Here is a 24329-nt window from a genome sequence, read left to right as displayed (position 1 = left end):
CCGGCCTCCCAGCGAGGCCGGGATCTCGAAAGAGGAGCGTTGCGCTTCGACCGCCTGAGATTCGGGCTTTCGCTGGAAAGACGAGGGGTTGAGGGTTGACCGGCAAGGTCGGCTCTCCTACCTCCCCACCCGTCATCCGGGGAGTAGCCGGCCGTCCCCACGGGACGGGAATCGCGTCAACATACTTGGGGGAGACCCCATGGCGCGATCAGGGCCCGTGCGGCCTTGGCGAGACCGATGACACCGCACCCCTGCCTGCCGGGCGGGGGGTCGTGGTGTCGTCCGTCAACTGCCAGCCCGGCCCGGAACCGTTCATGGATATCGTCCTCGCCTCCACCCTGCTCGTCGCGCTTGCCGAAATCGGCGACAAGACGATGCTGCTCGCGATCATCCTCGCCGCGCGGTTCCGCGCGCCGTGGCCGATCATTGCCGGCATCTTCGCCGCCACGATCGTCAATCACGCGCTGGCCGCCTGGGCGGGCGCCGCGATATCGGGGCTGCTCGACGGCTGGTGGTTCCGGCTCGCGGTGGCGATCGGCTTCCTCGCGATGGCGGTGTGGATTTTGATCCCGGACAGCATCGACGAGGATGAAGCGGCTACGCCGGCGCGCTATGGTGTGTTCCTGACCACGACGATCGCCTTCTTCATGGCGGAGATGGGCGACAAGACCCAGATCGCCACGGTCGCGCTCGGCGCGCGCTATCATGCGGTCGCCCTTGTCGCGATCGGCACCACGATCGGCATGATGATCGCCAATGTCCCTGCGGTGTTCCTGGGTAACCGAATCATGCGCCTGATTCCAATGCGGGTGATGCGGATCGCGGCGGCGATCATCTTCCTGATCCTCGCCGCGCTGGCGATCAGGGAGCTGTTGTAGACGTGCGTCGGTGCCGGCCCCGGCCTCCGCCGGGGCGACGGATTACCCGCCGTCCGTTGTCAGTTGTCCGCTGCTGTTCTATGGCGCGCGCGCAATGACCGAGCAGATCATCATCGCCGTGCCGAAGGGGCGCATCCTGAAGGAAGTGCTGCCGCTGTTCGCCGCGCAGGGCATCGTGCCCGAAGCGGCGTTCGGCGACGAGGACAGCCGCCTGCTGCGCTTCGCCACCAACCGGCCCGATATCGGCCTGATCCGGGTGCGCGCCTTCGACGTCGCGACCTTCGTCGCGCATGGCGCGGCGCAGCTCGGTATCGTCGGGTCGGACGTGCTGATGGAGTTCGACTATTCGGAACTTTACGCGCCGGTCGACCTGAACATCGGCCATTGCCGTATTTCGGTCGCCGAACCCGTCGCGATGGCGGCGGGCGACGATCCGCGCGAGTGGAGCCATGTCCGCGTCGCGACCAAATATCCCAACATCACCCGCCGCCATTTCGAGGCGCGCGGCGTGCAGGCCGAATGCGTAAAGCTCAACGGCGCGATGGAGATCGCGCCGGTCCTGGGCCTGTCGAGCCGGATCGTCGACCTGGTGTCGAGCGGCCGCACCCTCAAGGACAATGGCCTCGCCGAGATCGAGAAGATCGCCGACATCTCGTCGCGGCTGATCGTCAACCGCGCCGCCTTCAAGACCCGCGCGGGCGAGATCGCGCCGCTGGTCGAGGGTTTCCGGCGCGCGGTAGGAAATACAGATGCCGCTTCGGCTCGATAGCCGCGATCGGGATTTCGCCGACGCCTTCACCGCGCTCGTCGAAGGGCGGCGCGAGGCCGACGAGGATGTCTCGCGCGACGTGAGCGCGATCATCGCGGCGGTGCGGAAGCAGGGTGACGCGGCGCTCGCCGATTATACCAGGCGTTTCGATCGTCACGACCTCGATTCCTCCGGCTGGCGGATCGAACGTAGCAGCTGCGACATCGCCCTCGCCGGGCTCGATCCGGAACTGCGCGCCGCGCTCGAACTCGCGGCGGAGCGCATCCGCGCCTATCATGCCGAACAGCGCCCGGCCGACAGCGCGCGCACCGACAGCGTCGGCGTGCGGATGGGCGCGCGCTGGGGCGCGGTCGAGGCGGCGGGGCTCTATGTGCCGGGGGGCCGCGCGGCCTATCCCTCGTCGGTGCTGATGAACGCGATCCCCGCCAAGGTCGCGGGCGTCGATCGGCTGGTGATGGTGACGCCGACCCCCGATGGCGTGGTCAACCCGCTGGTCCTCGCGGCCGCATCGCTCGCCGGGGTCGATGAGGTCTGGCGGATCGGTGGCGCACAGGCGATCGCGGCGCTCGCTTACGGCACCGGCCGGATCAGGGCCGTCGACGTGATCGTCGGGCCCGGCAACGCCTGGGTCGCCGAGGCGAAGCGCCAGCTATACGGCGTCGTCGGCATCGACATGGTCGCGGGCCCGTCGGAGATCGTCGTCGTCGCCGACGCGGACAACGACGCCGCCTGGATCGCCGCCGACCTGCTGAGCCAGGCCGAGCATGATCCGACCAGCCAGTCGATTCTGTTCACCGACGACGCCGCCTTCGCCGACAGGGTCGAAGCGGCGGTCGAGGCGCAGCTCGGCACATTGAAAACCGAGGCGACCGCGCGGACGAGCTGGACCGACAATGGCGCGATCATCCTCGTCGCGAGCCTCGATGAGGTGCCCGCGCTCAGTGACCGGCTTGCGCCCGAGCATCTCGAACTCGCGGTCGCCGATCCGCAGGCGCTGTTCGACCGGATCCGCCACGCCGGGTCGGTCTTTCTCGGCCGCCATGCGCCCGAGGCGGTCGGCGATTATGTCGCGGGCCCCAACCATGTGCTGCCGACCGGACGGCGGGCGCGCTTCGCCTCCGGCCTGTCGGTGCTCGACTTCATGAAACGCACCAGCTTCATCGCCCTGGACGCGGCGGCGATCACCGCCATCGGTCCGGCGGCGGTGGCGCTGGCGAACGCCGAAGGGCTGCCCGCACATGCGGCGTCGGTCGCGGCAAGATTGGAACGATAGATATGGCCAAGATCAACGAACGCTCAAGGTCGCGGAGTGCGGCCCGCCTCGCCGCCGCGCAGGCGCTCTACCAGCAGGAGATGGAGGGCACGCCGCTCGCCCAGCTGCTCAACGAGTTCCACCAGCACCGGCTGGGCGCGACGATCGAGGATGTCGAATATACCGCCGCCGAGGTCAGCTTCTTCGACGATCTGGTCAAGGGCGTCGATGCGCGCCGGGCCGAGATCGACGCCGCCATCACGGCGAAGCTGGCCAATGGCTGGACGCTCGAGCGGCTTGACAAGCCGATGCGGCAGATATTGCGTGTCGGCGCCTATGAGCTGATCGCCCGGCCCGACGTGCCGACCGCGACCGTGATCAGCGAATATGTCGACGTCGCCGACGCCTTTTACGACAAGCGCGAGAAGGGCTTCGTCAACGGGCTGCTCGACGGGATCGCGAAAGCTGTGCGAGCTTGATCCCCGACGCGGCGATTCTCCACGATAGCTGGTTCTGGCTGCTGGGCATCCCGGCGGTCATATTGATGGGACTGGGCAAGGGCGGCTTCATTGGCGTCGGCTCGCTCGCCATCCCGCTGATGGCGCAGGTGGTGCCGCCGTTGCAGGCGGCGGCGTTGCTGCTGCCCTTGCTGATCGCGCAGGACGTGGTCGGGGTCTGGGCATTCCGGCACAGCTGGGACCGCCACATCATGCTGGTGCTCCTGCCCAGCGCGGTGATCGGTATCGGCCTGGGCTATATGTTCGCGGCCAGCCTGTCCGAGGCGTGGATATTGATCGCGCTCGGCGTCATCTCGATCCTGTTCGCCGGGCAAAGGCTGTGGATCGAGCGCGGCGGCCGCGCCGCGCCCAGCCATGTCCTGCCCGACTGGGTGGGGGTCTGCTGCGGGGTGGTTTCGGGCCTGACCAGCCAGATCGCTCATGCCGGCGCGCCGCCCTATCAGCTGTGGGTGATGCCGCAGCGGCTGGCGCGTGACGTGCTGGTCGGCACCACCGCGATCTTCTTCGCGGCGGTCAACTGGATCAAGGTGCCCGCCTATGTCGCGCTGGGGCAGTTCACGCCGGTCAACCTGATCGCCTCCGCCGCACTGTTGCCGGTCGCGATCGTGGCGACCTTCGCCGGGGTCCGCCTGGTCCGCCGGGTGGATGCCGACCGTTTCTATACCTTCATCTACTGGCTGACCGTGCTGCTGGGCGCCAAGCTGTTGTGGGACGGGGTGCATCGGCTGGCCTAAGCCGGATGCCGTCGCCCAGCCTCTGCCCGGCGGGCGACTCTGGGAGGATGGCGGGCAAGGTGATAAGGCGGCCAGGCATGTCCGATGAAACCCGCCTGATCGATGCATTGCGCACGCTCGCCCGGCACCCCGCCGCGCGGGGATTGCGCGACGATGCGGCGGTGCTGCCGTCTCCGCTCGGGCGCGATCTCGTCCTGACCCATGACATGATCGTCGAGGGGGTCCATTACCTCCCCGGCGATCCGCCCGGCGACGTCGCGTGGAAGCTGCTCGCGGTCAACCTGTCCGATCTCGCCGCCAAGGGCGCCGAGCCGATCGGCGTGCTGATGGGCTATGGCCTCACCGGACAGCCCGGATGGGACGAGGAATTCGTCGCCGGGCTCGGCCGTGCGCTCGATCATTTCGCGGTGCCGCTGCTCGGCGGCGACACCGTCGCCCAACCGGCGGGGGACGCGCGCATATTGGGGCTGACCGCGATCGGACAGGTCGCGCCCGGCGGCGCGCCCGACCGGCGCGGCGCGCGGGCCGGCGACCTGCTGTTCGTCACCGGGCCGATCGGCGACGCCGGCCTTGGCCTGCGCATCGCACGGGGCGAGATCGAGGGGCCCCGCCGGCTGCTCAAGGCCTATCGCCTGCCGATGCCGCGCCTCGCGGAAGGACGCAGGCTCGCCGCTATCGCCCATGCGATGGCCGATGTCTCCGACGGGCTGCTGATCGATGCGGGACGGATCGCCGCCGCTTCGGGCCTTGCGCTGTCGATCGCTCTCGACGCGGTGCCGATGTCGGCCGAGGCGCTGACGCTGGGCGAAGATCGCGCCGCGCGGCTGGCCGCCGCCATAGCGGGGGACGATTATCAGCTGCTGTGCGCGATCCCGCCCGAGGCGCGTGGCGCGGCGGCCGGGATAGCGGTGGAGATCGGCCGTTTCGACGCCGGTTCGGGCATATGCCTGCACGACCATGACGGCGCGGTACCGCTTCCCGCCAGCCTGGGCTTCGAGCACAACCGCTCCTAACCCCCAAAATACGGGCCCCTTGCGGCCCGGGGACAAGCAGGACATACATTACGCCCGGTGTCGGGGGAAAAAGGGCGGAAAAGCTCGATCCCGGCGCAATTTGGGGTGGTTTTCGGGAGCGGGCGGGGGACGCCGCGGACGGAAATCACGGCCTATTGGCTGGAGCGCCGATCCTTACCGGACCGGCGCTTTGGGGAGCGAAGGGAGTTAGGATGCTCATCACAGAAATCGCGATCGGCTGCGGGCTGCTCGCTATATTATACGGGCTGATCACCAGCCGTCAGGTCCTGGCCGCATCGCCGGGCAACGAAAAGATGCAGGACATCGCCGCCGCCATCCAGGAAGGCGCGCGCGCCTATCTGGGCCGGCAATATCGCACGATCGCGATCGTCGGCGTCGTCATGGCGGTGCTGATCGCCTATTTCCTCGGCACCACCTCGGCGATCGGCTTCGTCATTGGCGCGGTCCTGTCGGGCGCAACCGGCTTCGTCGGCATGAACGTGTCGGTGAAGGCCAATGTGCGGACCGCCGAAGCGGCGCGCACCAGCCTCCAGAGCGGCCTGACGCTGGCGTTCCGCGCCGGCGCAATCACCGGCATGCTCGTGGTCGGGCTCGGCCTGCTCGCGATTTCGCTGTTCTTCTATTATCTGGTCGGCATCGCCGGCCATGCCGCGAATGACGGCGTGGTCATCGAAGCGCTCGTCGCGCTCGCCTTTGGCGCATCGCTGATCTCGATCTTCGCGCGTCTCGGCGGCGGCATCTTCACCAAGGCCGCCGACGTCGGCGCCGATCTGGTCGGCAAGGTCGAGGCGGGGATTCCCGAGGACGACCCTCGCAACCCCGCCACCATCGCGGACAATGTCGGCGACAATGTCGGCGATTGCGCAGGCATGGCGGCCGATCTGTTCGAAACCTATGTGGTGACGCTGGGCGTCACGATGATCTCGATCGCGCATTTCGCGACGGGTTCGGCGGACGAGGTGTTGCGCCTCATGTCGCTGCCGCTGATCGTCGGCGGCGTGTGCATCATCACCTCGATCATCGGCACCTATATGGTCCGCCTCGGCGCGAGCCAGTCGATCATGGGGGCGCTGTACAAGGGCTTCTGGACCTCGGCGATCCTTGCGGTGCCGGCGATCTACGCCGTCACCCAATATACGCTGGGCGACATGAATACCGCCATCGCGGGCGCGGACTTCACCGGCATGGATATCTTCTGGTGCATGTGTATCGGTCTCGCCCTCACCGGCGCGCTGGTGTGGATCACCGAATATTATACCGGCACCAACTTCCGCCCGGTCAAATCGATCGCCAAGGCGTCTGAAACCGGTCACGGCACCAATGTGATCCAGGGCCTCGCGATCAGCCTCGAATCGACCGCCCTGCCGACGATCGCGATCGTCGTCGCGGTGGTCGCGGCCTATCAGCTCGCGGGCATCCTCGGCCTCGCTTTCGGCGCGACCGCGATGCTGGCGCTGGGCGGCATGGTCGTGGCGCTCGATGCCTATGGCCCCGTCACCGACAATGCCGGCGGTATCGCCGAAATGGCCGGAATGGACGACAGCGTTCGCGTCAGAACCGACGCGCTCGACGCGGTCGGCAACACCACCAAGGCCGTGACCAAGGGCTATGCGATCGGCTCGGCGGCGCTTGCGGCGCTGGTGCTGTTCGGCGCCTATACCGCCGATCTCAGCCTGTACTTCCCCGACATCACGGTCGATTTCGGTCTGTCCAACCCCTATGTCATCGTCGGGCTGCTGCTCGGCGCATTGCTGCCGTACATCTTCGGTGCGTTCGGCATGACGGCGGTGGGCCGGGCCGCTGGCCAGGTGGTCGAGGACGTCCGGGCGCAGTTCCGCGACAATCCGGGGATCATGGAAGGGACCAGCCGTCCCAACTATGCCCGGACCGTGGATCTGGTCACGAAGGCGGCGATCAAGGAAATGATCATCCCGTCGCTGCTGCCGGTGCTCGCGCCGATCGCGGTCTATTTCGTGATCACGGCGGTCGCGGGCCAGGCGCAGGGCTTCGCGGCGCTCGGCGCGCTGCTGCTCGGCGTGATCGTGTCGGGCCTGTTCGTCGCCATCTCGATGACCTCGGGCGGCGGCGCATGGGACAATGCCAAGAAGTATATCGAAGACGGCAATCATGGCGGCAAGGGATCGGACGCGCATAAGGCGGCCGTGACCGGTGACACCGTCGGCGATCCCTATAAGGACACCGCCGGCCCCGCCGTGAACCCGATGATCAAGATCACCAACATCGTCGCCCTGCTGCTGCTCGCGGCACTGGCGCACGCTGCCATGTGATGTGATCCGACCTGGTTTCGGGTTGAAGAGCGCCCGTCCGGAGTGATCCGGGCGGGCGTTCCGCGTCCGGGACTATGGAGATGGCTCAGGCTGGCCCCGCGCCTCGCTCAGGCGGGCGGGTTTTTGCGCAGCAGATAGCGATATACACCGATCACGTTGATCCCGAGCAGCACGATATTCTGCCAGCCGATCCCTTCGGCCTCGGGTTTCAGGAAGCCCCAGCCGATCAGGGCGATCGAGGAGGTGACGAAGATCACGAAGCCGAAGCCGGTCCAGCGGCGGCCGAGATCGAGCGAGACGATCAGCGCGGCGATCGCGCCCGCCGCCGCGCCATAATATTGCAGCGCGGTAATCATCATCGCTCATGGTCCTGTCTTCATTGGCTCCTCTTCCCAACCCATGGTGATCGGCATCTGTTCCGGCGCATCGCTCCGGCCGGTGACGACAGGTAAAGGCGGGCCTATCATTTGCCTGCCACTCGGCGCATAAGTGCATCCACTATGGCAAATCCCCGCTCCGTTGTCCGCGTCGCCCGCCCCGCACCCGCCCGCCATGGCAGCTATTTCGAGGCGCTGCGGATCGGCGGGGAGATTTTCGGCCGTGAAGCCGATCCCTGGCTCAACCTCGATCATTTCCGCATGGCCGGGCCGACCTTTCCGCCGCATCCGCATGCGGGCTTTTCGGCTGTCACCTATGTCCTGCCAGAATCGCCAGGCGCGATGGCCAATCGCGACAGCCGGGGCGACCGCAGCGTGATCGGCCCCGGCGCGGTTCATTGGACCGCCGCCGGGAGCGGGATCGTCCATGAGGAGATTCCGGCGATCGAGGGGACGATAACCGAAGGGTTCCAGATATTCATCCGCCAGCCGGTCGAACAGGAGAGCCTGCCGGCCGATATTTCCCATGTCGACGCCGCCGCAGTGCCGGTGATCGCGCTGCCCGCCGGGGGCGCTGCGCGTGTCGTCGCGGGTGGCGACGCCCCCTTTGCGACGCCAAGTCCGCTGACGATGCTCGATGTGACGCTGGCGGAGGGCGAGCGTTTCGACTGGACCCCGCCGGCCGGGCACAGCTCGCTGGCGCTCTATCTGTTCGAAGGGGCAATCGCGATCGACGGTCTCGCGGACGATGTCACCGCGCCGGCGGTGGCGGTGTTCGCGCGGGGCGAAGGCGGGCTCGGGCTGAAGGTAATCGACGGCGCGGCGCGGCTGCTGGTGATGGCGGGGGTTCCGCTGGACGTGCCCAGCGTCACCAACGGACCATTCGTGCTGTCCTCGCCGGCCGCGATCGAGGCGGCGGTCGGGCGCTATCGTGCCGGTGCGATGGGGAGACTGCCCGCCGACTGGGATTGACTTGCCGGGGGCTTGCCTCTCAATCGTCGCATGCGCTTCTTTTCCGACAATGCAGCCAGCGTCTGCCCCGAGGTGATGGCGGCGCTTGTCCACGCGAACCGGCCCGACACCGCTTATGACGGCGACGCGCTCAGCAAGGGGCTCGACGCGGCCTTTTCCGCGCTGTTCGGGACTGATGTCGCGGCGTTGTGGATTGCCAGCGGCACCGCCGCCAACGCGCTGTCGCTCGCCGCGATGGTCCAGCCGCATCAGGCGGTGATCTGCCATGAGGAAGCGCACATTCAGGGTGACGAATGCGGTGCGCCCGAATTCTACACTGGTGGCGCGAAGCTGATGCTGGCCAGGGGTGCTGGGGCGAAGCTCGACGCGGCGGGGATCGAGGCGCTGGCGGCGTCGATTCGCACCGACGTCCATCAGACCCAGCCCGCGGCGATCTCGATCACCAACGCCACCGAATATGGGCTGGTCTATACGCCGGATCAGGTCGCCGCGATCGGCGATGTGGCGACGCGCCGCGGGCTTGGCCTCCACATGGACGGGGCGCGCTTCGCCAATGCGGTGGCGACGCTCGGCTGCTCGCCCGCCGATCTCACATGGCGCGCCGGGGTCGACGTGCTGAGCTTCGGCTTCATCAAAAATGGCGGGATGACCGCCGAGGCGATCATTTTCTTCCGGCCCGAACTCGCCGCCGCGACCCGCTATCGCCGCAAGCGTGCCGGGCACCTCCTGTCGAAAGGCCGCTTCGCCGCGGCCCAGTTGCTGGCGATGCTCAACGGCGATGTCTGGCTGCGCAACGCCCGCGCCGCCAATGCCGCCGCCGCGCATATCGCCAACGCCGCGCGCGACCGGTTGCTGCATGAGGTCGAGGCGAACGAGATATTTCTGCGCCTGACCAGCGACGAGGCGGCCGGGCTGCGGGCGCAGGGCTTCGAGTTCTACGACTGGGTGCCCGGGGTCGCGCGGCTGGTGTGCAGCTGGGACCAGCAGGCCGACGAGGTCGACGCGCTGGCGCGGGCTATCGCCGCGCTATGACGACGACCGCCGCGTCAGGCACGCTGCCGCTGCGGGCGTTGGGGCCGCTGGCGCTGACGATGCTGATCTGGGGATCGACGTGGACGGTGATCCGCTATCAGCTCGGAGTCGTCGATCCCGCCTGGTCGACGGCCTATCGTTTTGCGATCGCCGCTCTGGCGATGGTGCTGCTCGCACGCTGGCAGGGGGCCAGCCTGCGCATCAGGCGGAGCGACCTGCCCCTGCTCGCCGCGATCGGCCTGGCGCAGTTCTCGCTCAACTACCTGTTCATCTACCACGCCGAGGCCCATGTCACGTCGGGGCTGGTCGCGATGATCGTCACCTTGCTGATCATTCCGAATGCGCTGCTCGGCTGGCTGTTCCTGGGCCAGCGTTTCAGCCGCAACTTCGCGCTCGGATCGCTGATCTCGCTGGCCGGCATGCTGCTGCTGTTCCGGCAGGAGATCGTGGCGGCGTCATCGGGCGGCGGCCGCGCCGCGCTCGGCATCGCGCTCGCGCTGTGCGGGATGCTGGCGGCCTCGGCCGGCAATCTGCTTCAATCGGGCCGCCGCGCCGCGCGGCTCCACTGGTCGACCCTGCTGTTCTGGTCGATGACCGCCGGAGCGATAATCAACGCCCTGCTGGCGCTGGTGCTGGCTGGTCCACCGGCTTTCGATCCACGGCCGGCCTATATCCTCTCGCTCCTCTATCTCGCGCTGTTCGGCTCGACGATCACCTTCCCCATCTATCTGTCGGCGATGCGGCAGATCGGCCCCGGCCGGGCGGCCTATGCCGGGGTGATGACCCCGGTGGTCGCGATGATCTTCTCGACGGTGCTCGAGGGTTATCGCTGGTCCGGCTCGGCCATCGCCGGATCGCTGCTCGCCCTGGCGGGGCTGGTCGTGGCGCTCAAGGCGCGCAGTCCGGCCTCATGATCGGGATAGATCGGCTGCCAATGTAGCAGGCGCTTCATCTTGCCGTTCGCGACTCGCCGGTTCTCCGAATAGAAGGCGCGGGCGGCGAGGGAGAGCCCGGCCTCGTCGGGGGTACGCAGCGGGGGCAGCGGCAGGCTGAGCAGAGCGCAGGCCGTCTCGATCACGCTGTTCTGGCTGGCCGGGCGATCGTCGGCGACGTTGTAGATGCCGGGCGGGCCGCGATCGATGCTCGCCATCACCCCGCCGGCGATGTCGTCGACATGGATGCGGCTGAAGACCTGGCCGGGCAGATCGATGCGGTGCGCGGTCCCCGCCGCCACCCGGTCGAGCGGCGATCGGCCCGGACCGTAAATGCCGGGCAGGCGGAAGACGCGGATTTCCGGGTGGAGCGCGGCCCAGCCGCTGTCGGCGGCGCTGCGCGCGGTGCGGCGGCCCGCGCCGGTCGGCGCGCTTTCGTCGACCCAAGCGCCGGCCGTGTCGCCATAGACTCCGGTCGAGGAGAGATAGCCGATCCACTCGGCGCGGCAGGCGGCGACCGCGAGGCCGTAGCGCGCCAGCACCGGATCCTGGTCGCCATCGGGCGGAACCGATGACAGGATGTGCGTCGCCCGGCCGATCGCGGCCAGTACCGCGTCGTCGTTCGTGAACCCGGCGCGTGTGATCGTTTCGGCGGTAAAACCGCGCGCTTGCGCCGCCGCCATGATATGCGATGCTGTATAGCCGGGACCGAATACCAGTAAATGCGCCATGGCCCGGCATAGACGGCTTTGACATCGGTCGCAGCATTGTTTGTACGTCAGGAGGGGCCTAGATCATGGCCATGCTCGATATTCAGAACGCCGCCGCCAATCCGCCCGTGATCCGCCGCGAGGAGTATCACAAGCCCGACTGGCTGATGCCCGATGTCTTCCTCGGCTTCGTCCTCGATCCCGCAAAGACGCTTGTCACGGGGCGACTCGACGTCACCCGCAACGGCGCGCACAACCGCCCCCTGCGCCTGCACGGCGACGGCATCACCCCCGTCCATGTCCTGATCGACGGCGAATCGCAGGCCGATGCCTGGCGGATGGACGGGTCCGAACTGGTGATCGACCTGCCGGGCGATGCCCACAGGGTCGAAACGCTGGTGGAGATCAGCCCCGAAGCCAATTTGCAGCTGATGGGACTCTACGCCTCGGGTGGCAATCTGTGCACCCAGTGCGAGCCGGAAGGCTTCCGGCGGATGGTGTTCTTCCTCGACCGGCCCGATGTGCTCAGCCGCTACACCGTGCGGCTGGAGGCCGACAAGGCGCGCTTCCCGGTGCTGCTGTCGAACGGCAATATGACCGACAGCGGCGACCTGGGCCATGGCCGGCACTTCGCGGTCTGGAACGACCCCTTCCCCAAGCCGAGCTATCTGTTCGCGCTGGTGGCCTCCAACCTCTCGGCCAATATCGACCATTTCACCACCAAGAGCGGCCGCGAGGTAAAGCTGGCCATCTGGGTGGTCGAAAGCGATCTGCCCAAGACCAGTCATGCGATGGCGGCGCTCAAGGCATCGATGGCATGGGACGAGAAGGTCTATGGCCTCGAATATGACCTGGGCGAGTTTCACATCGTCGCGGTGGCCGATTTCAACTTCGGCGCGATGGAGAATAAGAGCCTCAACATATTCAACTCGCGCTACATCCTCGCGGATCCTGACACCGCGACCGACATCGATTATGATGGCGTGGCGGGGGTCGTCGCGCATGAATATTTCCATAACTGGTCGGGCAACCGCGTCACCTGCCGCGACTGGTTTCAGCTGTCGCTGAAGGAAGGCTTCACCGTCTTCCGCGACCAGAGCTTCACCGCCGATCAGGGCTCCGCCGCGGTCAAGCGGATCGAGGATGTCCGTCTGCTGCGTGCCGCGCAGTTCCCGGAGGATGCCGGGCCGCTCGCGCATCCGATCCGCCCCGAAAGCTATATGGAAGTCTCGAACTTCTACACCGCGACCGTCTACAACAAGGGCGCCGAGGTGATCCGCATGCTCCACACGCTGCTGGGGCCACAGAAATTCCGGGCGGCGTGCGACCTCTATTTCACGCGCCATGACGGGACCGCGGCGACCTGCGAGGATTTCGTCGTCGCGATGGAGGATGGCGGCGCGATCGATCTCACCAATTTCCGGCTCTGGTACAGTCAGGCGGGCACGCCGCGTGTCCGTGCGACCCTGACCCACGAGCCGGCGGGTGGCCGTGCGCTACTGACCCTCGAACAGACGGTGCCGCCGACGCCGGGCCAGCCCGAGAAGAAGCCGATGCCGATCCCGCTCAAGATCGCTTTGTTCGGCGAACTTTCGGGCAAGCCGTTCGAGGCGGAGCGGCTGGTGCTGTTCGAGGACGAGCGCGCCGAGATTTTGTTCGAAGGGATCGCGGAGCGCCCGGTGCTGTCGATCAATCGCGGCTTCTCGGCTCCGGTGGTGATCGATGCGGACCGTTCCGCCGCCGATCTCGCCTTCCTGTCGGCGCATGACGACGATCCCTTTGCCCGCTACGAAGCGATGCAGCAGCTGATGCTCGACACGATGATCGGCGCGGTCGCGACCGGCGAGGCCGATCATGGCGCAGTCATTGAGGCGGTCCGCAACACGCTGACCGACCCCCGGCTCGATTCGGCGTTTATCGGCGAGACGATGCTGCTGCCGTCCGAAGGCTTTGTCGGCGACCAGATGCTGGTGGTCGATCCGGTTGCGATCCACAAGGCGCGCGAGGCGCTGCGCCGCGCCCTCGGTTCCGAACTGGAGGACGAATGGCGCGACGCCTATGAACGGACCAAGGCCAACCGTTTCGAACTGAGCCCCCAGGCCAAGGGCGCCCGGCGGCTCCGCTCCATCGCGCTCGGCTTCATCATGGCGAGCGGCGCCGAGGATGCGCCGCAGCTGGCGCTGCGCCAGTTCATGGACGCCGACAACATGACCGACCGGCAGGGCGCGTTCGGGACATTGGCGAACAGCATGACCCCCGAACGCGACACCGCCATCGCCGCCTTCTACGATCGTTTCCGCAACAATGGGCTGGTGATGGACAAATGGTTCTCGACCCAGGCCTTTTCGATCCGTCCCGACACGCTCGACCGTGTCGAGGAGCTGGTGAAGCATCCCGATTTCACGCTGACCAATCCCAACCGGCTGCGCTCGGTGGTCGGGGCGATGTCGGGCAATCAGCTGATCTTCCACGACGCCAGCGGACGCGGCTACCGCTTCCTGGCGGACATGCTGCTCAAGGTCGACGCGCTCAACCCGCAGACCGCCGCCAAACTCGTCCCCCCGCTCGGCCGCTGGCGGCGCTTCGACGTGGGTCGCTCGGCGTTGATGAAAGCGGAATTGCAGCGGATGATCGATACACCCGGCCTGTCGAAAGACGTCTTCGAACAGGTATCGAAGAGCCTGGTCTAGCCCTCTCCGCCGCCCAGGCGGAGGCCGGCCGTTAGAGGCTGTTGAGATCAGGTCGGGGCAAGAGCCGGCGGCGGCCCCGGCCTCCGCCGGGGCGACGATTAATTCGTCCCAACCCAGTCCGCGACATCGCCCGCGAGGGCATTTGCCGCGCGGTTCAGCGCGGCGCTGACGCTGGTCGGGTCTTCGCCGCCGGCCGGGGCTGTCGCCTCGAAGCGGCGGGTGCGGATCTGGTCCGAACCGCTTTTCGACAGGGTCGCGTCGAACATCACGACGACCTTGCCCTGGCCGCCGAGCAGCTGGAAGGCCGACAGCGTGCCGCCGAGCCGCGTGTCGGGAGTGATCGCGCCGTTGCGCTGGTCGGGGACGAAGCGGCCGGTCTTTGCCTCGATCGTCTCGGCCAGTACCGCGCGGAACATGCTCGCCGGGGTGTCGACCCAGGCCGATTTGGGCAGATAGGCGAAGGCCGCGCCCGACTGTACCGCGACCCGCTGGTTGCGCAGCGCCGGGGGCAAAGCGGGCACCGCGACGCTGATCGCATTCTTGTCGCTTGCCACCTTGCCCTGATCGGCCGCGACGCGCGCGTCCGAGGTCAGGCCGAGCAGCTGCTTGGGCGGGTCTTCGCCGAGGCTGATGCAGCCAGAAAGCAGGCCGGCAGCGGCCAGGGCGGTGATTGGCGCGAGGAGCGAGCGGCGGATCGTCATTCTCATTGTCCCTTATAGTCGGGCAGCTTCGACCCGCCGAGTACCGCTCCCGCGCCGCCCCGATCGAGCTTGGACGAGATCGCATTGAGCGACTCGGACATCTCGGCGAGGTTGCGGGCGAGCTGGTTGATCTGCGGCACCGTCTGGGTCGAGAAGGCCTTGATGCCCGGGCGCGCGTCGGTGATCGCCGCGTCGAGCGATTCCATCGTATGCTGGGCGGCGGTGGTCGCCTTGTTGAGGTTGGCCATCGCCGGGCGGACTTCGCTCGCCATAACGCCGTTGGTCGTCTCGGCCAGGTCGCCGACGCGCTGCGCGGCGTTGCCGGCCTGCTCCATCGTCGCCTTGAGCTGGACGATCGCCGCCGCGATCTCGGGCCCGCGATCGGCGAGGTCGCCGCTCAGCCGGTCGACATGGGCGAGGATGCCGCTGATCGACTTCTGGTTCTTGTCGTCGAGCAGCAGGGTCAGCCGCTCGGTCAGCGCCGAAATCCGGTTGAGCAGTTCGGGGGCCGAATTGAGCAGTTCGCCCAGCGCACCCGGTTTGGTCGGGATCACCGGCTCGCCATAGGGGCCTGCCTCGGTGATCGGCGGCGCGCCCTTAACCGCGCCGTCGAGGTTGATCTGGCTGACGCCGGTGAAGCCTACTCCGGCGATCGTCGCGGTGGTGCCCTGCAGGATCGGCGTCTCGTTGTCGATCGCGATGCGGACGCGGACGAATTCGGGACTGTCTGGCAGCAGCTTGATTTCCTCGATCTTGCCGACCGGCACACCGGCGAACTGAACCGGCGATCCCTTGGCCAGGCCATCGACCGAGGTCTTGAAGAAGATGTCGTAGCGCTGTTCCGACGCGGTGTTGAACCCCGCCAGCCAGACGATGAAGGCGAGGAGGGCGACGATCAGCGCCAGCACGACGCCGCCGACGAGAACATGGTTCGACCGGGTTTCCATCAGCTTGTCATCCCCGGTTGTCCTTTGCCGCTTCGCGTTGCGCCGCCTCGGATGCGACGCGTCCGCGCGGTCCATTGAAATATTCTTGAATCCACGGATGGTCCAACGCCAATAATTCCGGGATCGTTCCAACCGCGATCACGCGCTTGTCGGCAAGCACCGCGACGCGGTCGCAGATCGCATAGAGCGTATCGAGGTCGTGGGTGATCAGGAAGACGGTCAGGCCCAGCGTTTTTTGCAGCGCGCTGATCAGCGCATCGAACGCCGCGGCGCCGATCGGATCGAGCCCGGCGGTGGGCTCGTCGAGGAACAGCAGCTGCGGATCGAGCGCGAGCGCACGGGCGAGGCCGGCGCGCTTGCGCATGCCGCCCGACAGCTCCGAGGGATATTTGGGGCCGGCCTCGGGGGGGAGCCCCGTCATCGCGACCTTATAGGCGGCGATCTCGTCGAGCAGCTGGCCATCGATCTGCGGATAGAATTCGCGAATAGGCACCTGGACATTCTCGGCGACCGTCAGCGTGGAAAAGAGCGCGCCGCCCTGGAACAACACGCCCCAGCGCTTGCGCACCTGCTGGGCCTCATATTCCTCGCGGCCGATCATCGGTTCGCCAAACACTTCGACATTGCCCTGATCGGGCGTCTGCAATCCGATGATCGAGCGCATCAGCACCGACTTGCCGGTGCCCGATCCGCCAACCACACCGATGATCTCGCCGCGCCTGACATCGAGGTCGAGCCCGTCATGGACGATCTGCTCGCCGAAGCTGTTCTTCAGCCCCTCGACATGGATGATCGTTTCGCCATCGGCGATGTTGAGCCGAGCCATCAGATCCAGCCGATCGACGAGAAGAATACCGCGAACACCGCATCGATGACGATGACGAGGAAGATTGCCTGGACGACCGAGGCGGTGGTCCTCAAGCCGACCTCCTCGGCGTTGCCCTCGACCTGCATGCCTTGATAGCAGCCCGACATCGCGATGATCAGGCCGAACACCGGCGCCTTGATCAGGCCGACCCACAGATCGGTGAGCGGCACCACTTCCTGCAGGCGCTGGACGAAGGTGATCGGCGGGATGCCGAGGTCGATCCAGCAGAATATGCCGCCGCCGACGATCGCGACCACCGCCGAGTAGAAGCCGAGCAGCGGCATCAGGATGATCGTCGAGATCACCCGCGGCAGGATCAGCGCCTCCATCGGCGAGACGCCGATGGTCCGCATCGCGTCGACCTCCTCGGCGAGCTTCATCGATCCGAGCTGCGCAGCGAAGGCGCTGCCCGAGCGGCCGGCGACCATGATCGCGGTCATCAGCACGCCCAGTTCGCGGATCGTGATCCGGCCGATCAGGTTGATCGCGAACACCTCCGCGCCGAACTGTCGCAGCTGGACCGCGCCCTGCTGGGCGATGACGATTCCGATCAGGAAGCTCATCAGCCCGATGATGCCGAGCGCCTTGACGCCGACGACCTCGAACTGCCGCGCCATCGCGTTGAAGCGGAAGCGGCGCGGATGGGTGATCAGTCCCCACAGCCCGATCAGGGTCGCGCCGAAGAAGCCGAGCAGCCCGACCAGCGAGTGACCGGCGGCGGCGGTGGCGTCGCCGATTTCGCGCAGCACCCGGACGAAGGGCGGGCTGCTGTCGGGACGAATCTTGAGCGGCTTGTCGGCAGCGGCGAGCTGGGCCAGCAGATGCGCGACATCCTCGTCCGCTCCGATCACCTCGGCCTCATGATCGCGGGCGATGCGGTGAACCAGCCAGGCGCCGACCGTATCGATGCGGTCGACATCGGCCAGATCGACCCGTTCGGGTGCCTCGCCGAGCGCCGCCAGCCGATTCGACAGGTCGCCGATCCGCGCGAGGGTCAGTTCCCCGGTGAACCTTAAGGTCCCGGAATCGAACTCGAAGTCGGCGGATGCGTTCATCGGCGTCAGGAGTGGTCTAAAAACGGGAGATCGGCAAGCATCCGAAATGAATGTGCGCCGGACGCGAATGTTCCGCTTTATGTTTGAGCTTTGCTGAAACTGCGGTGGCAGCCCGCTCCCGCCCAACCACCCGATATCATATGCTGGATCGGGAGGATGGGCGGGAGCGGGCCGCCACCGCCATCCGCGTCGGCGATCGAATCAAAGGGCCTGTTCCACCCAGGCTGAAATTGCGTAAGGGCGTATCGATGACCGAACTCGCAATTTACGACATGGACCGGACGATCACGCGGACCGGGACCTTCACCCCGTTCATGATCCACGCGGCATGGCGGCTGGCGCCGTGGCGGCTGATCTTCGTTCCGTTCGCGGCGATGGTGATGCTCGCTTATGTGGTGAAACTGATCGAGCGCAAGCGGCTCAAGGAACTCAACCAGGCGATGCTGATCGGCCGCAATGTCGCCGTCGCGAAGCTCGCGCCGGTTGCCGAGAGCTTCGCCGAGAAGACGATGCGGCGCAACGTCCGCCAGGAAGCGCTTGCCAGCCTCGCCGAGAATCGCGCGGCGGGGCGGCGGCTGGTGCTGGCGACCGCATCGTCGCGGCTATGGGTGGAGCCGATCGCCGCGAAGCTCGGCATGGACGACATCATAGCCACGACCGCGATCAAGGGCATCGACGATTATGTCAGCCACAAGGTCGATGGCGAAAATTGTTACGGCCCCGCCAAGCTCAGGATGATCGAGGCGTGGATGGGGCTGGAGAAGCTCGACCGCAGCCAGTGCCGGATCTGGTTCTATTCGGATCATGTGTCCGACGTGCCGGTGCTCGAATGGGCCGACGAGGCTGTCGCCGCCAACCCGCATCACGACCTGCGGACCGAGGCGCAGAAGCGCGGCTGGACGATCGTCGACTGGAATTGATCGGAGGGCCGGCGGCCCCTCATCCGTCATGCTGAACCTGTTTCAGCATCCACTGGACGGCGAGGGAATGTTACCGGTTCTTGCCCGGATGTGATCGATCACCTGAAGCCTTCCCGGCGACGGGGTGGATGCGGCACAGGTTCGGCAGGACGATCGATGAAAAAATCGCGCGCACCGTGGTGCAGGCAGGAATCAGCCCTGCTGATCGGCGCTGGCGGGCTTGCCATCCTTGTAGATGAAGCCGTTGACCGGATAGGCGGTGCTGCCGACCTTGCCGATCGGCGCGAACCAGACCTTGACCTTGCTCCAGTCGCCATTGGGCGAGGCGTCGACGACGGTGACGTCGCGCTCGACCTGGCCGCGACGGCCATTGATGATCGACCAGTTGGCATGGGTGATCTTGATGACGCGGTCGCTGACGACCTGGGTGACGGTAGCGACATGGCCCGAGCGCATCGAACCGATCGCCTTGAACACCATCACCGAACCGATTTCGGGAGTCTGGCCGCGCAGATATTTGCCGGCGGCCTGATTCCACCAGGCGGCGGCGGCGCCGAACAGCTGGATACCGGAAAACATGCGGGCGAAGGGCGCGCATTGCAGCATCTGCGCATTGGCGGCGGTGGGCGCCACTGCCATGCCGGCAAGCAGCATGGAACCAATAATCGCGCGCATCGTTTTCGTCATCTGGTAGTCCCACCCGGTCCCGTGATCGTCTGATAGACAGCCACATCGCGGCTAGGGAAGGCCAAAAGGTTAACGAAACGCCTCGCAGCGGTGAACGGTTTGCACCGCGGGGTGGGCTGCGGCTTATCCACAGGCGGCTTCGACTAAAGTCGCACGCGCTTACGGCGATCGTGGCGATTCCGGAACGAATCACCCTCCCTTATTGACGCTATTGTCGCACATGGCGCCGACGCCGATCGGTGCTTGCCGGCGACATGCGTGCGCAGCGGCACCGCCGATATTCCATGGCCCGGCATCGGCTGAAGCGTGGCCATCGTGATCTATCGGAAATCCTCAACCGCTATTGTGACATTGTCGTTGGTCGCGGGCGGCGTGACGCGCCTAGCTTTTGCGTCCCCGGTCATCTGCCAAGGAACAGTCATCATGACCCATGCCCCGACGATTTCCCCGATCGACGCGCCGATTACCGGCACGCTCACCGTCGAACAGCTCACCCCCGTCATCGGCGCCGAGATATCCGGCGTGGACCTGGGCGCGCCGCTCGACCGCGCGGTCCGGGACGAACTTTACGCGCTGCTGCTGAAGCACAAGGTGCTGTTCTTCCGCGATCAGGACATCAGCCGCGATCAGCAGCTCAGCTTCGCGGGCCATTTCGGTGAACTCTATGCCCATCCGACCGGCGGCCTCCAGTCGCATCGCGTGATCCAGCCGATCGCCGCCGAGGATTTCAAGACATATGAGAATGTCGGCAACCACTGGCATACCGACACCAGCTGGCGGCTCAGTCCGGTGCTAGGCGCGGTGCTGCGCGCCGAACATATTCCCGATGTCGGCGGCGACACGATCTGGGCCAATGGCGCGTCGATCCTGCGCGGCTTGCCCGACGATCTGCGCGCCGCGGTCGACAATCTCTATGTCGTCCATGATTTCCAGGCGGCGCTCAACAAGGCTGGCGAGATCTATCCGCTCGTTTCGCACCCCGCGATCCGCACCCATCCCGAGACGGGCGAGGATATCTTCTGGATTAATTTCGGTCTCAAGCCGCGTTTCGTCGATCTCGACCGCGCCGAGAGCGATGCGCTGCTCGCGCGGCTCTATGACGAGGTCAAGAAGCCCGAACACAGCGTCCGCTTCCGCTGGCGCAAGAACTCGGTCGCCTTCTGGGACAACCGCGCCGGCCTTCATTATGCGGTGCGCGACTATGGCGATTTCCCGCGCGTGATGCACCGCGTCCTGATCTCCAGCGACGATGTCCCACACCGGGTGCGCGCCGCCTGACCGCTATCGGCCGCGGCCCCGCGCCGCGGCCATCTTTTCTGGAGCATATCGATGACCGACAGCCTGACCGCGCAGTTCGAGGCGTTGCATGCCGAACGTGAAAAAAGCTGGGACCCGGCCCGGCTGCGCACCAATATCGAACAGCGGCGCGCCCTGGTCGCCGCGTTCGACCCGGCGGAGGTCGTCGCGGCGGGGGACCGCGTCGAACCCTTCACCCTCGATCTTTCGACCGGCGGCACGGTCGATCTCGCGGGGCTGACCAGTGTCGGCCCCGTAGCTCTGGTCTTCTTCCGGTTCGCGGGCTGCCCGGCGTGCAATATCGCCCTGCCGCATTATGACCGGACGCTGGCTCCGGCGCTCGCCCGCGCCGGCATCCGCCTTGTCGCCGTCAGCCCGCATCTGCGCGAGAGGGGACTCGACGATATCCGCACCCGGCACGGCCTGAGCTTCGAGGTCGCGAGCGACCGCGGCAATGTCCTCGCCCGCCGGTTCGGCCTGACTTTCGAACCCGCCGACGCCGTCGTGCCGGAGAATGACGATACATGGATCGGCGCGCTGACCGGCACCGGAAGCTGGGAATTGCCACAACCTGCGGTCGTGATCGTCGGCACCGATCATATCGTCCAGTTCGCCGACATCAGTCCGGACTGGCTCCGCCGCACCGAAAGCGCCGATATCATCGCGGCGGTCCGTTCGGTCGATACCGCGGCGCTGGTCTGACCGGACGGTCGGCGATCGCCGTCAGTTCGATCCGAACAGCCTCGCCGATATCCGCGCCGCGGTGCCGCGCAGGTCGGGCAGCCTCTCGGCCAGCACCTCCTCGGCGATCAACGGTCCCCGGAAGCTGACCGAGAGCGCGGCGATGGCACGCCCCTGCCGGTCGAACAGCGGGGCGGCGATGCAGCTCAGATCGGGCATGACCTCACCGATATCGGTCGCCCAGCCGCGCGTCCGCGCCTGCTCCAGCCGGTCCAGCAACTGCGCCGGATCGGTGATCGTGTTGGCGGTGAGCGCGACGAATGCGCCCTGCGCCATATAGCGGTCGAGCGCGGCAGGTTCGAGCTGCGCGAGCAGGACCTTGCCGATCCCCGAGCAATAGGCCTCGAGCTGGGTGCCTTCCGACGTCGGCAGCCGCCCGCGGCCATAGCGGACCTTGGTCAGATAGGTGACCATGTCGCTTTCGAAGATGCCGAGATGGGCATGCGCCTTGCAGCGGCGGCCGAGCGCCTGAAGCTCGTCGAGGCTCGCCCGGTGGAGCATGTCGTGCAGCGCGAGGCCCGCTCCGAGCGCGAGCGCGGCGGGCCCCAGCCCGTAAGCCCCGCGCCGATAGGCGATCAGATAGCCCCGGCCCGTCAGCGACTGGACGATGCGATGCGCCGTCGCGACCGGAAGCCCGCTGCCCGCCGCGATCATCGGCAGAGAACATATCCCCGCCGCGCGCACCGCATCCAGGATGTCGAGCGTCCGGTCGATCAGGCCGGTCGGCGTCGGAGGGTCGGCCGCAGGTGGCATCTATCGCTCTGTTCTCATTCAGTGAGAATAGAGGGGGTTGTGTGATTCGGGAAGTCCACCGATCTGGGATAAGCCACGCCCATCAAAATCCAAGGTGACGGAGAGCGGCGTGGACAAGGTGAAAGTGGCGATCATCGGATCGGGCAACATTGGCACCGATCTGATGATCAAGATCATGCGGCTGTCGGACGTGCTGGAAATGGCCGCGTTCGTTGGCATCGATCCCGAGTCGGATGGCCTGAAGCGCGCCGAGCGGCTCGGCGTCCCGACCACTGCCGAGGGGCTGGACGGCCTGCTCGCCATGCCCGGCTTCAAGGATATCGGCATCGTCTTCGACGCCACCTCCGCTGGCGCGCACAAGCGGCATAGCGAGGTGCTCCTGTCGCACGGCAAGCGGGTTATCGATCTCACCCCGGCCGCGATCGGCCCCTTCACCATTCCGCCGGTCAACGGCGACGCGAATCTCGACGCCCCCAACGTCAACATGGTGACATGCGGCGGCCAGGCGACGATCCCGATCGTCGCGGCGGTCAACCGCGTCGCCAACGTCCGCTATGGCGAGATCGTCGCCTCGATCTCGTCGAAATCGGCGGGCCCCGGCACCCGCGCCAATATCGACGAGTTCACCGAGACGACCAGCCAGGCGATCGTCGATGTCGGCGGGGCCGACCGCGGCAAGGCGATCATCGTCCTCAACCCCGCCGAACCGCCGCTGATCATGCGCGACACCGTCTACTGCCTCACCGACGATGGCGACCAGGAGGCGATCCGGCAATCGGTCGAGGACATGGTCCGCGAAGTGCAGACCTATGTGCCCGGCTATCGCCTCAAGCAGGCGGTGCAGTTCGAGCATATCGGATCGAACCGCCCGCTGCGCATCCCCGAAATGGGCGGCGAGTTCACCGGGCTGAAAGTCACCGTCTTCCTCGAGGTCGAAGGGGCGGCGCATTATCTGCCCGCTTATGCCGGCAATCTCGACATCATGACCTCGGCCGCGTTCAAGACCGCCGAGAAGATCGCACTGCGCGAGCGGGAGAAGGCGGCGGCCTGAGCCGCGCCTCTCCATCGCCCTCCCCTTCATGCCAGGAGCAGACCCCATGGCCTTCGACCCTACCCAGACCAAGCTCTACATCCAGGACGTGACGCTGCGCGACGGCATGCACGCCATCCGCCATCAATATGGCCTCGACCATGTCCAGGCGATCGCGCGCGCGCTCGACCGCGCCAAGGTCGACGCGATCGAGGTCGCGCATGGCGATGGCCTGCAGGGATCGAGCTTCAATTACGGCTTCGGCGCGCACACCGACTGGGAATGGATCGAAGCGGTCGCCGAGGTGCTGGAGCATAGCGTCCTCACCACGCTGCTGCTCCCCGGCATCGGCACCGTCCACGATCTAAAGCACGCCTATGACCTGGGCGTCCGCTCGGTCCGCATCGCCACCCATTGCACCGAGGCGGATGTCTCGAAGCAGCATATCGAGGCGGCCCGCAATCTCGGCATGGACGTGTCGGGCTTCCTGATGATGAGCCATATGTCGGAGCCAGAGCCGCTCGCACAGCAGGCCAAGCTGATGGAAAGCTATGGTGCGAATTGCGTCTATGTCACCGATAGCGGTGGCGCGCTGAGCATGGACGGTTACGCCGCCCGCTGTCAGGCCTATGACCGCGTGCTGAAGCCCGAGACCCAGCGCGGCGTCCACGCCCACCACAATCTGTCGCTCGGCGTCGCCAACTCGATCGTCGCGGTCCAGAACGGCGTCGTCCGCGTCGACGCGAGCCTCGCCGGCATGGGCGCGGGCGCGGGCAACGCCCCGCTCGAAGTGTTCATCGCCGCCGCCGACAATTATGGCTGGAACCATGGCTGCGATCTCTATGCGCTGATGGACGCCGCCGAGGATCTCGTCCGCCCGCTGCAGGACCGCCCGGTCCGCGTCGACCGCGAAACGCTGACGCTCGGCTATGCCGGGGTCTATTCGTCTTTCCTGCGCCACGCCGAAAAGGCCGCCGCCGAACATGGCCTCGACACCCGCGCGATCCTCGTCGAGCTTGGCCGCCGCAAGATGGTCGGCGGTCAGGAAGACATGATCGTCGACGTCGCCCTCGACATGGTGAAGGCGCAGAAGGAAGCGGTGTAAATGTGAACCTCGCCCCTCTCCTTTAGGGGAGGGGTTGGGG

General features: G+C 66.6%; 24 protein-coding genes and 1 riboswitch. Of the genes, 16 read left to right on the top strand and 8 right to left on the bottom strand.

The genetic code is table 11. From position 1 onward, the window contains the following. Positions 1–125 precede the first annotated feature (125 nt). A riboswitch (yybP-ykoY riboswitch) is annotated at positions 126–304 on the top strand. A gap of 10 nt (positions 305–314) precedes the next feature. The 7 genes from WP12_RS08370 to WP12_RS08340 all read left to right on the top strand — a co-directional run bounded on the left by WP12_RS08370 (position 315) and on the right by WP12_RS08340 (position 7473). Continuing rightward, the gene (locus WP12_RS08370; protein WP_046193285.1) at positions 315–878 is read left to right on the top strand and encodes a TMEM165/GDT1 family protein; all 564 of its coding nucleotides are present in this window, start codon (positions 315–317) and stop codon (positions 876–878) included. A gap of 94 nt (positions 879–972) precedes the next feature. Beyond that, a complete protein-coding gene (gene hisG, locus WP12_RS08365; RefSeq protein ID WP_046193256.1) occupies positions 973–1647 on the top strand; it encodes an ATP phosphoribosyltransferase in 675 nt (224 codons plus the stop codon). Next, complete coding sequence (hisD, locus tag WP12_RS08360) at positions 1628–2920, top strand: histidinol dehydrogenase (protein ID WP_046193255.1); 1293 nt, start codon at positions 1628–1630, stop codon at positions 2918–2920. Before hisG ends, hisD begins: the two co-directional genes overlap by 20 nt. A gap of 2 nt (positions 2921–2922) precedes the next feature. After that, positions 2923–3378, top strand: coding sequence for a transcription antitermination factor NusB (gene nusB / locus WP12_RS08355; protein ID WP_084691045.1), 456 nt, complete (start codon positions 2923–2925; stop codon positions 3376–3378). Between the two features lie 65 nt (positions 3379–3443). Further along, positions 3444–4151 carry a sulfite exporter TauE/SafE family protein gene (locus WP12_RS08350; protein WP_046193283.1) on the top strand — a complete coding sequence of 236 codons (708 nt, stop codon included), beginning with the start codon at positions 3444–3446 and terminating at the stop codon, positions 4149–4151. A gap of 77 nt (positions 4152–4228) precedes the next feature. Then, the gene (gene thiL / locus WP12_RS08345) at positions 4229–5164 is read left to right on the top strand and encodes a thiamine-phosphate kinase (protein WP_046193254.1); all 936 of its coding nucleotides are present in this window, start codon (positions 4229–4231) and stop codon (positions 5162–5164) included. Between the two features lie 212 nt (positions 5165–5376). Continuing rightward, positions 5377–7473: a sodium-translocating pyrophosphatase gene (locus tag WP12_RS08340; protein WP_046193253.1), complete on the top strand. Its 2097-nt coding sequence runs from the start codon at positions 5377–5379 to the stop codon at positions 7471–7473. A 107-nt stretch (positions 7474–7580) separates the two neighbouring features. Here the strand turns inward: WP12_RS08340 and WP12_RS08335 are convergent, their stop codons facing one another. Continuing rightward, positions 7581–7832: a hypothetical protein gene (locus WP12_RS08335; protein WP_046193252.1), complete on the bottom strand. Its 252-nt coding sequence runs from the start codon at positions 7830–7832 to the stop codon at positions 7581–7583. 141 nt (positions 7833–7973) lie between these two features. Between WP12_RS08335 and WP12_RS08330 the strand changes: the two genes are divergently transcribed. From WP12_RS08330 to WP12_RS08320, 3 genes are read left to right on the top strand one after another with little or no spacing between them, the layout of a single operon-like run. Next, positions 7974–8822: a pirin family protein gene (locus tag WP12_RS08330; protein WP_046193251.1), complete on the top strand. Its 849-nt coding sequence runs from the start codon at positions 7974–7976 to the stop codon at positions 8820–8822. A 30-nt stretch (positions 8823–8852) separates the two neighbouring features. Beyond that, complete coding sequence (locus WP12_RS08325) at positions 8853–9854, top strand: threonine aldolase family protein (RefSeq protein ID WP_046193250.1); 1002 nt, start codon at positions 8853–8855, stop codon at positions 9852–9854. Continuing rightward, a complete protein-coding gene (locus WP12_RS08320; protein WP_046193249.1) occupies positions 9851–10768 on the top strand; it encodes a DMT family transporter in 918 nt (305 codons plus the stop codon). Before WP12_RS08325 ends, WP12_RS08320 begins: the two co-directional genes overlap by 4 nt. Here WP12_RS08320 and WP12_RS08315 read toward each other — a convergent pair. Then, entirely contained in the window at positions 10678–11517 is an 840-nt protein-coding gene (locus WP12_RS08315; RefSeq protein WP_046193248.1) for an epimerase, read from the bottom strand. The two genes, WP12_RS08320 and WP12_RS08315, sit on opposite strands and share 91 nt — an antisense overlap. Positions 11518–11588: 71 nt before the next feature. On the opposite strand from WP12_RS08315, the gene pepN reads away from it, so the two are divergent. Beyond that, positions 11589–14186 carry an aminopeptidase N gene (gene pepN, locus WP12_RS08310; protein WP_046193282.1) on the top strand — a complete coding sequence of 866 codons (2598 nt, stop codon included), beginning with the start codon at positions 11589–11591 and terminating at the stop codon, positions 14184–14186. 98 nt (positions 14187–14284) lie between these two features. On the opposite strand, the gene WP12_RS08305 is transcribed toward pepN, so the two are convergent. The 4 genes from WP12_RS08305 to WP12_RS08290 are packed head-to-tail and all read right to left on the bottom strand — an operon-like array spanning position 14285 to position 17757. After that, positions 14285–14887, bottom strand: a complete 603-nt coding sequence (locus WP12_RS08305) for an ABC-type transport auxiliary lipoprotein family protein (RefSeq protein WP_046193247.1) — start codon at positions 14885–14887, stop codon at positions 14285–14287. Positions 14888–14889: 2 nt separating this feature from the next. Further along, entirely contained in the window at positions 14890–15834 is a 945-nt protein-coding gene (locus tag WP12_RS08300; protein WP_046193281.1) for an MlaD family protein, read from the bottom strand. Positions 15835–15841: 7 nt separating this feature from the next. After that, on the bottom strand, positions 15842–16660 hold the full coding sequence (locus WP12_RS08295; protein WP_046193246.1) for an ABC transporter ATP-binding protein: 819 nt from the start codon (positions 16658–16660) through the stop codon (positions 15842–15844). Continuing rightward, entirely contained in the window at positions 16660–17757 is a 1098-nt protein-coding gene (locus WP12_RS08290; RefSeq protein WP_046193245.1) for an ABC transporter permease, read from the bottom strand. The genes WP12_RS08295 and WP12_RS08290 overlap by 1 nt, the downstream gene beginning before the upstream one ends. Positions 17758–18005: 248 nt before the next feature. On the opposite strand from WP12_RS08290, the gene WP12_RS08285 reads away from it, so the two are divergent. Beyond that, positions 18006–18677: an HAD family hydrolase gene (locus WP12_RS08285; RefSeq protein WP_046193244.1), complete on the top strand. Its 672-nt coding sequence runs from the start codon at positions 18006–18008 to the stop codon at positions 18675–18677. Positions 18678–18869: 192 nt separating this feature from the next. On the opposite strand, the gene WP12_RS08280 is transcribed toward WP12_RS08285, so the two are convergent. Beyond that, on the bottom strand, positions 18870–19364 hold the full coding sequence (locus WP12_RS08280) for a CHAP domain-containing protein (RefSeq protein WP_046193243.1): 495 nt from the start codon (positions 19362–19364) through the stop codon (positions 18870–18872). A 423-nt stretch (positions 19365–19787) separates the two neighbouring features. On the opposite strand from WP12_RS08280, the gene WP12_RS08275 reads away from it, so the two are divergent. After that, positions 19788–20642, top strand: a complete 855-nt coding sequence (locus tag WP12_RS08275; RefSeq protein ID WP_046193242.1) for a TauD/TfdA dioxygenase family protein — start codon at positions 19788–19790, stop codon at positions 20640–20642. 51 nt (positions 20643–20693) lie between these two features. Next, positions 20694–21362, top strand: coding sequence for a peroxiredoxin-like family protein (locus WP12_RS08270; RefSeq protein WP_046193241.1), 669 nt, complete (start codon positions 20694–20696; stop codon positions 21360–21362). Positions 21363–21383: 21 nt separating this feature from the next. Here WP12_RS08270 and WP12_RS08265 read toward each other — a convergent pair whose 3' ends face one another. Beyond that, on the bottom strand, positions 21384–22154 hold the full coding sequence (locus tag WP12_RS08265; protein WP_046193240.1) for an IclR family transcriptional regulator: 771 nt from the start codon (positions 22152–22154) through the stop codon (positions 21384–21386). A 109-nt stretch (positions 22155–22263) separates the two neighbouring features. Between WP12_RS08265 and WP12_RS08260 the strand changes: the two genes are divergently transcribed. Next, positions 22264–23205 carry an acetaldehyde dehydrogenase (acetylating) gene (locus tag WP12_RS08260; RefSeq protein ID WP_046193280.1) on the top strand — a complete coding sequence of 314 codons (942 nt, stop codon included), beginning with the start codon at positions 22264–22266 and terminating at the stop codon, positions 23203–23205. A gap of 46 nt (positions 23206–23251) precedes the next feature. Then, entirely contained in the window at positions 23252–24289 is a 1038-nt protein-coding gene (gene dmpG, locus WP12_RS08255) for a 4-hydroxy-2-oxovalerate aldolase (RefSeq protein WP_046193239.1), read from the top strand. Positions 24290–24329: the final 40 nt, after the last annotated feature.

This window comes from Sphingomonas sp. SRS2 (genome assembly GCF_000971055.1).
Lineage (GTDB): Bacteria > Pseudomonadota > Alphaproteobacteria > Sphingomonadales > Sphingomonadaceae > Rhizorhabdus.
This window is presented reverse-complemented; position numbering and strand designations above follow the sequence as displayed.

Coding starts and splice junctions, on each gene's coding strand:
- WP12_RS08325 (WP_046193250.1), top strand. CDS start 8,853: ATGCGCTTCTTTTCCGACAATGCAGCCAGCGTCTGCCCCGAGGTGATG.
- WP12_RS08340 (WP_046193253.1), top strand. CDS start 5,377: ATGCTCATCACAGAAATCGCGATCGGCTGCGGGCTGCTCGCTATATTA.
- WP12_RS08295 (WP_046193246.1), bottom strand. CDS start 16,660: ATGGCTCGGCTCAACATCGCCGATGGCGAAACGATCATCCATGTCGAG.
- WP12_RS08285 (WP_046193244.1), top strand. CDS start 18,006: ATGACCGAACTCGCAATTTACGACATGGACCGGACGATCACGCGGACC.
- hisG (WP_046193256.1), top strand. CDS start 973: ATGACCGAGCAGATCATCATCGCCGTGCCGAAGGGGCGCATCCTGAAG.
- WP12_RS08275 (WP_046193242.1), top strand. CDS start 19,788: ATGACCCATGCCCCGACGATTTCCCCGATCGACGCGCCGATTACCGGC.
- WP12_RS08320 (WP_046193249.1), top strand. CDS start 9,851: ATGACGACGACCGCCGCGTCAGGCACGCTGCCGCTGCGGGCGTTGGGG.
- WP12_RS08290 (WP_046193245.1), bottom strand. CDS start 17,757: ATGAACGCATCCGCCGACTTCGAGTTCGATTCCGGGACCTTAAGGTTC.
- hisD (WP_046193255.1), top strand. CDS start 1,628: ATGCCGCTTCGGCTCGATAGCCGCGATCGGGATTTCGCCGACGCCTTC.
- WP12_RS08265 (WP_046193240.1), bottom strand. CDS start 22,154: ATGCCACCTGCGGCCGACCCTCCGACGCCGACCGGCCTGATCGACCGG.
- nusB (WP_084691045.1), top strand. CDS start 2,923: ATGGCCAAGATCAACGAACGCTCAAGGTCGCGGAGTGCGGCCCGCCTC.
- WP12_RS08270 (WP_046193241.1), top strand. CDS start 20,694: ATGACCGACAGCCTGACCGCGCAGTTCGAGGCGTTGCATGCCGAACGT.
- WP12_RS08315 (WP_046193248.1), bottom strand. CDS start 11,517: ATGGCGCATTTACTGGTATTCGGTCCCGGCTATACAGCATCGCATATC.
- WP12_RS08280 (WP_046193243.1), bottom strand. CDS start 19,364: ATGACGAAAACGATGCGCGCGATTATTGGTTCCATGCTGCTTGCCGGC.
- dmpG (WP_046193239.1), top strand. CDS start 23,252: ATGGCCTTCGACCCTACCCAGACCAAGCTCTACATCCAGGACGTGACG.
- WP12_RS08300 (WP_046193281.1), bottom strand. CDS start 15,834: ATGGAAACCCGGTCGAACCATGTTCTCGTCGGCGGCGTCGTGCTGGCG.
- WP12_RS08335 (WP_046193252.1), bottom strand. CDS start 7,832: ATGATGATTACCGCGCTGCAATATTATGGCGCGGCGGCGGGCGCGATC.
- thiL (WP_046193254.1), top strand. CDS start 4,229: ATGTCCGATGAAACCCGCCTGATCGATGCATTGCGCACGCTCGCCCGG.
- WP12_RS08370 (WP_046193285.1), top strand. CDS start 315: ATGGATATCGTCCTCGCCTCCACCCTGCTCGTCGCGCTTGCCGAAATC.
- WP12_RS08330 (WP_046193251.1), top strand. CDS start 7,974: ATGGCAAATCCCCGCTCCGTTGTCCGCGTCGCCCGCCCCGCACCCGCC.
- WP12_RS08305 (WP_046193247.1), bottom strand. CDS start 14,887: ATGACGATCCGCCGCTCGCTCCTCGCGCCAATCACCGCCCTGGCCGCT.
- pepN (WP_046193282.1), top strand. CDS start 11,589: ATGCTCGATATTCAGAACGCCGCCGCCAATCCGCCCGTGATCCGCCGC.
- WP12_RS08350 (WP_046193283.1), top strand. CDS start 3,444: ATGGGACTGGGCAAGGGCGGCTTCATTGGCGTCGGCTCGCTCGCCATC.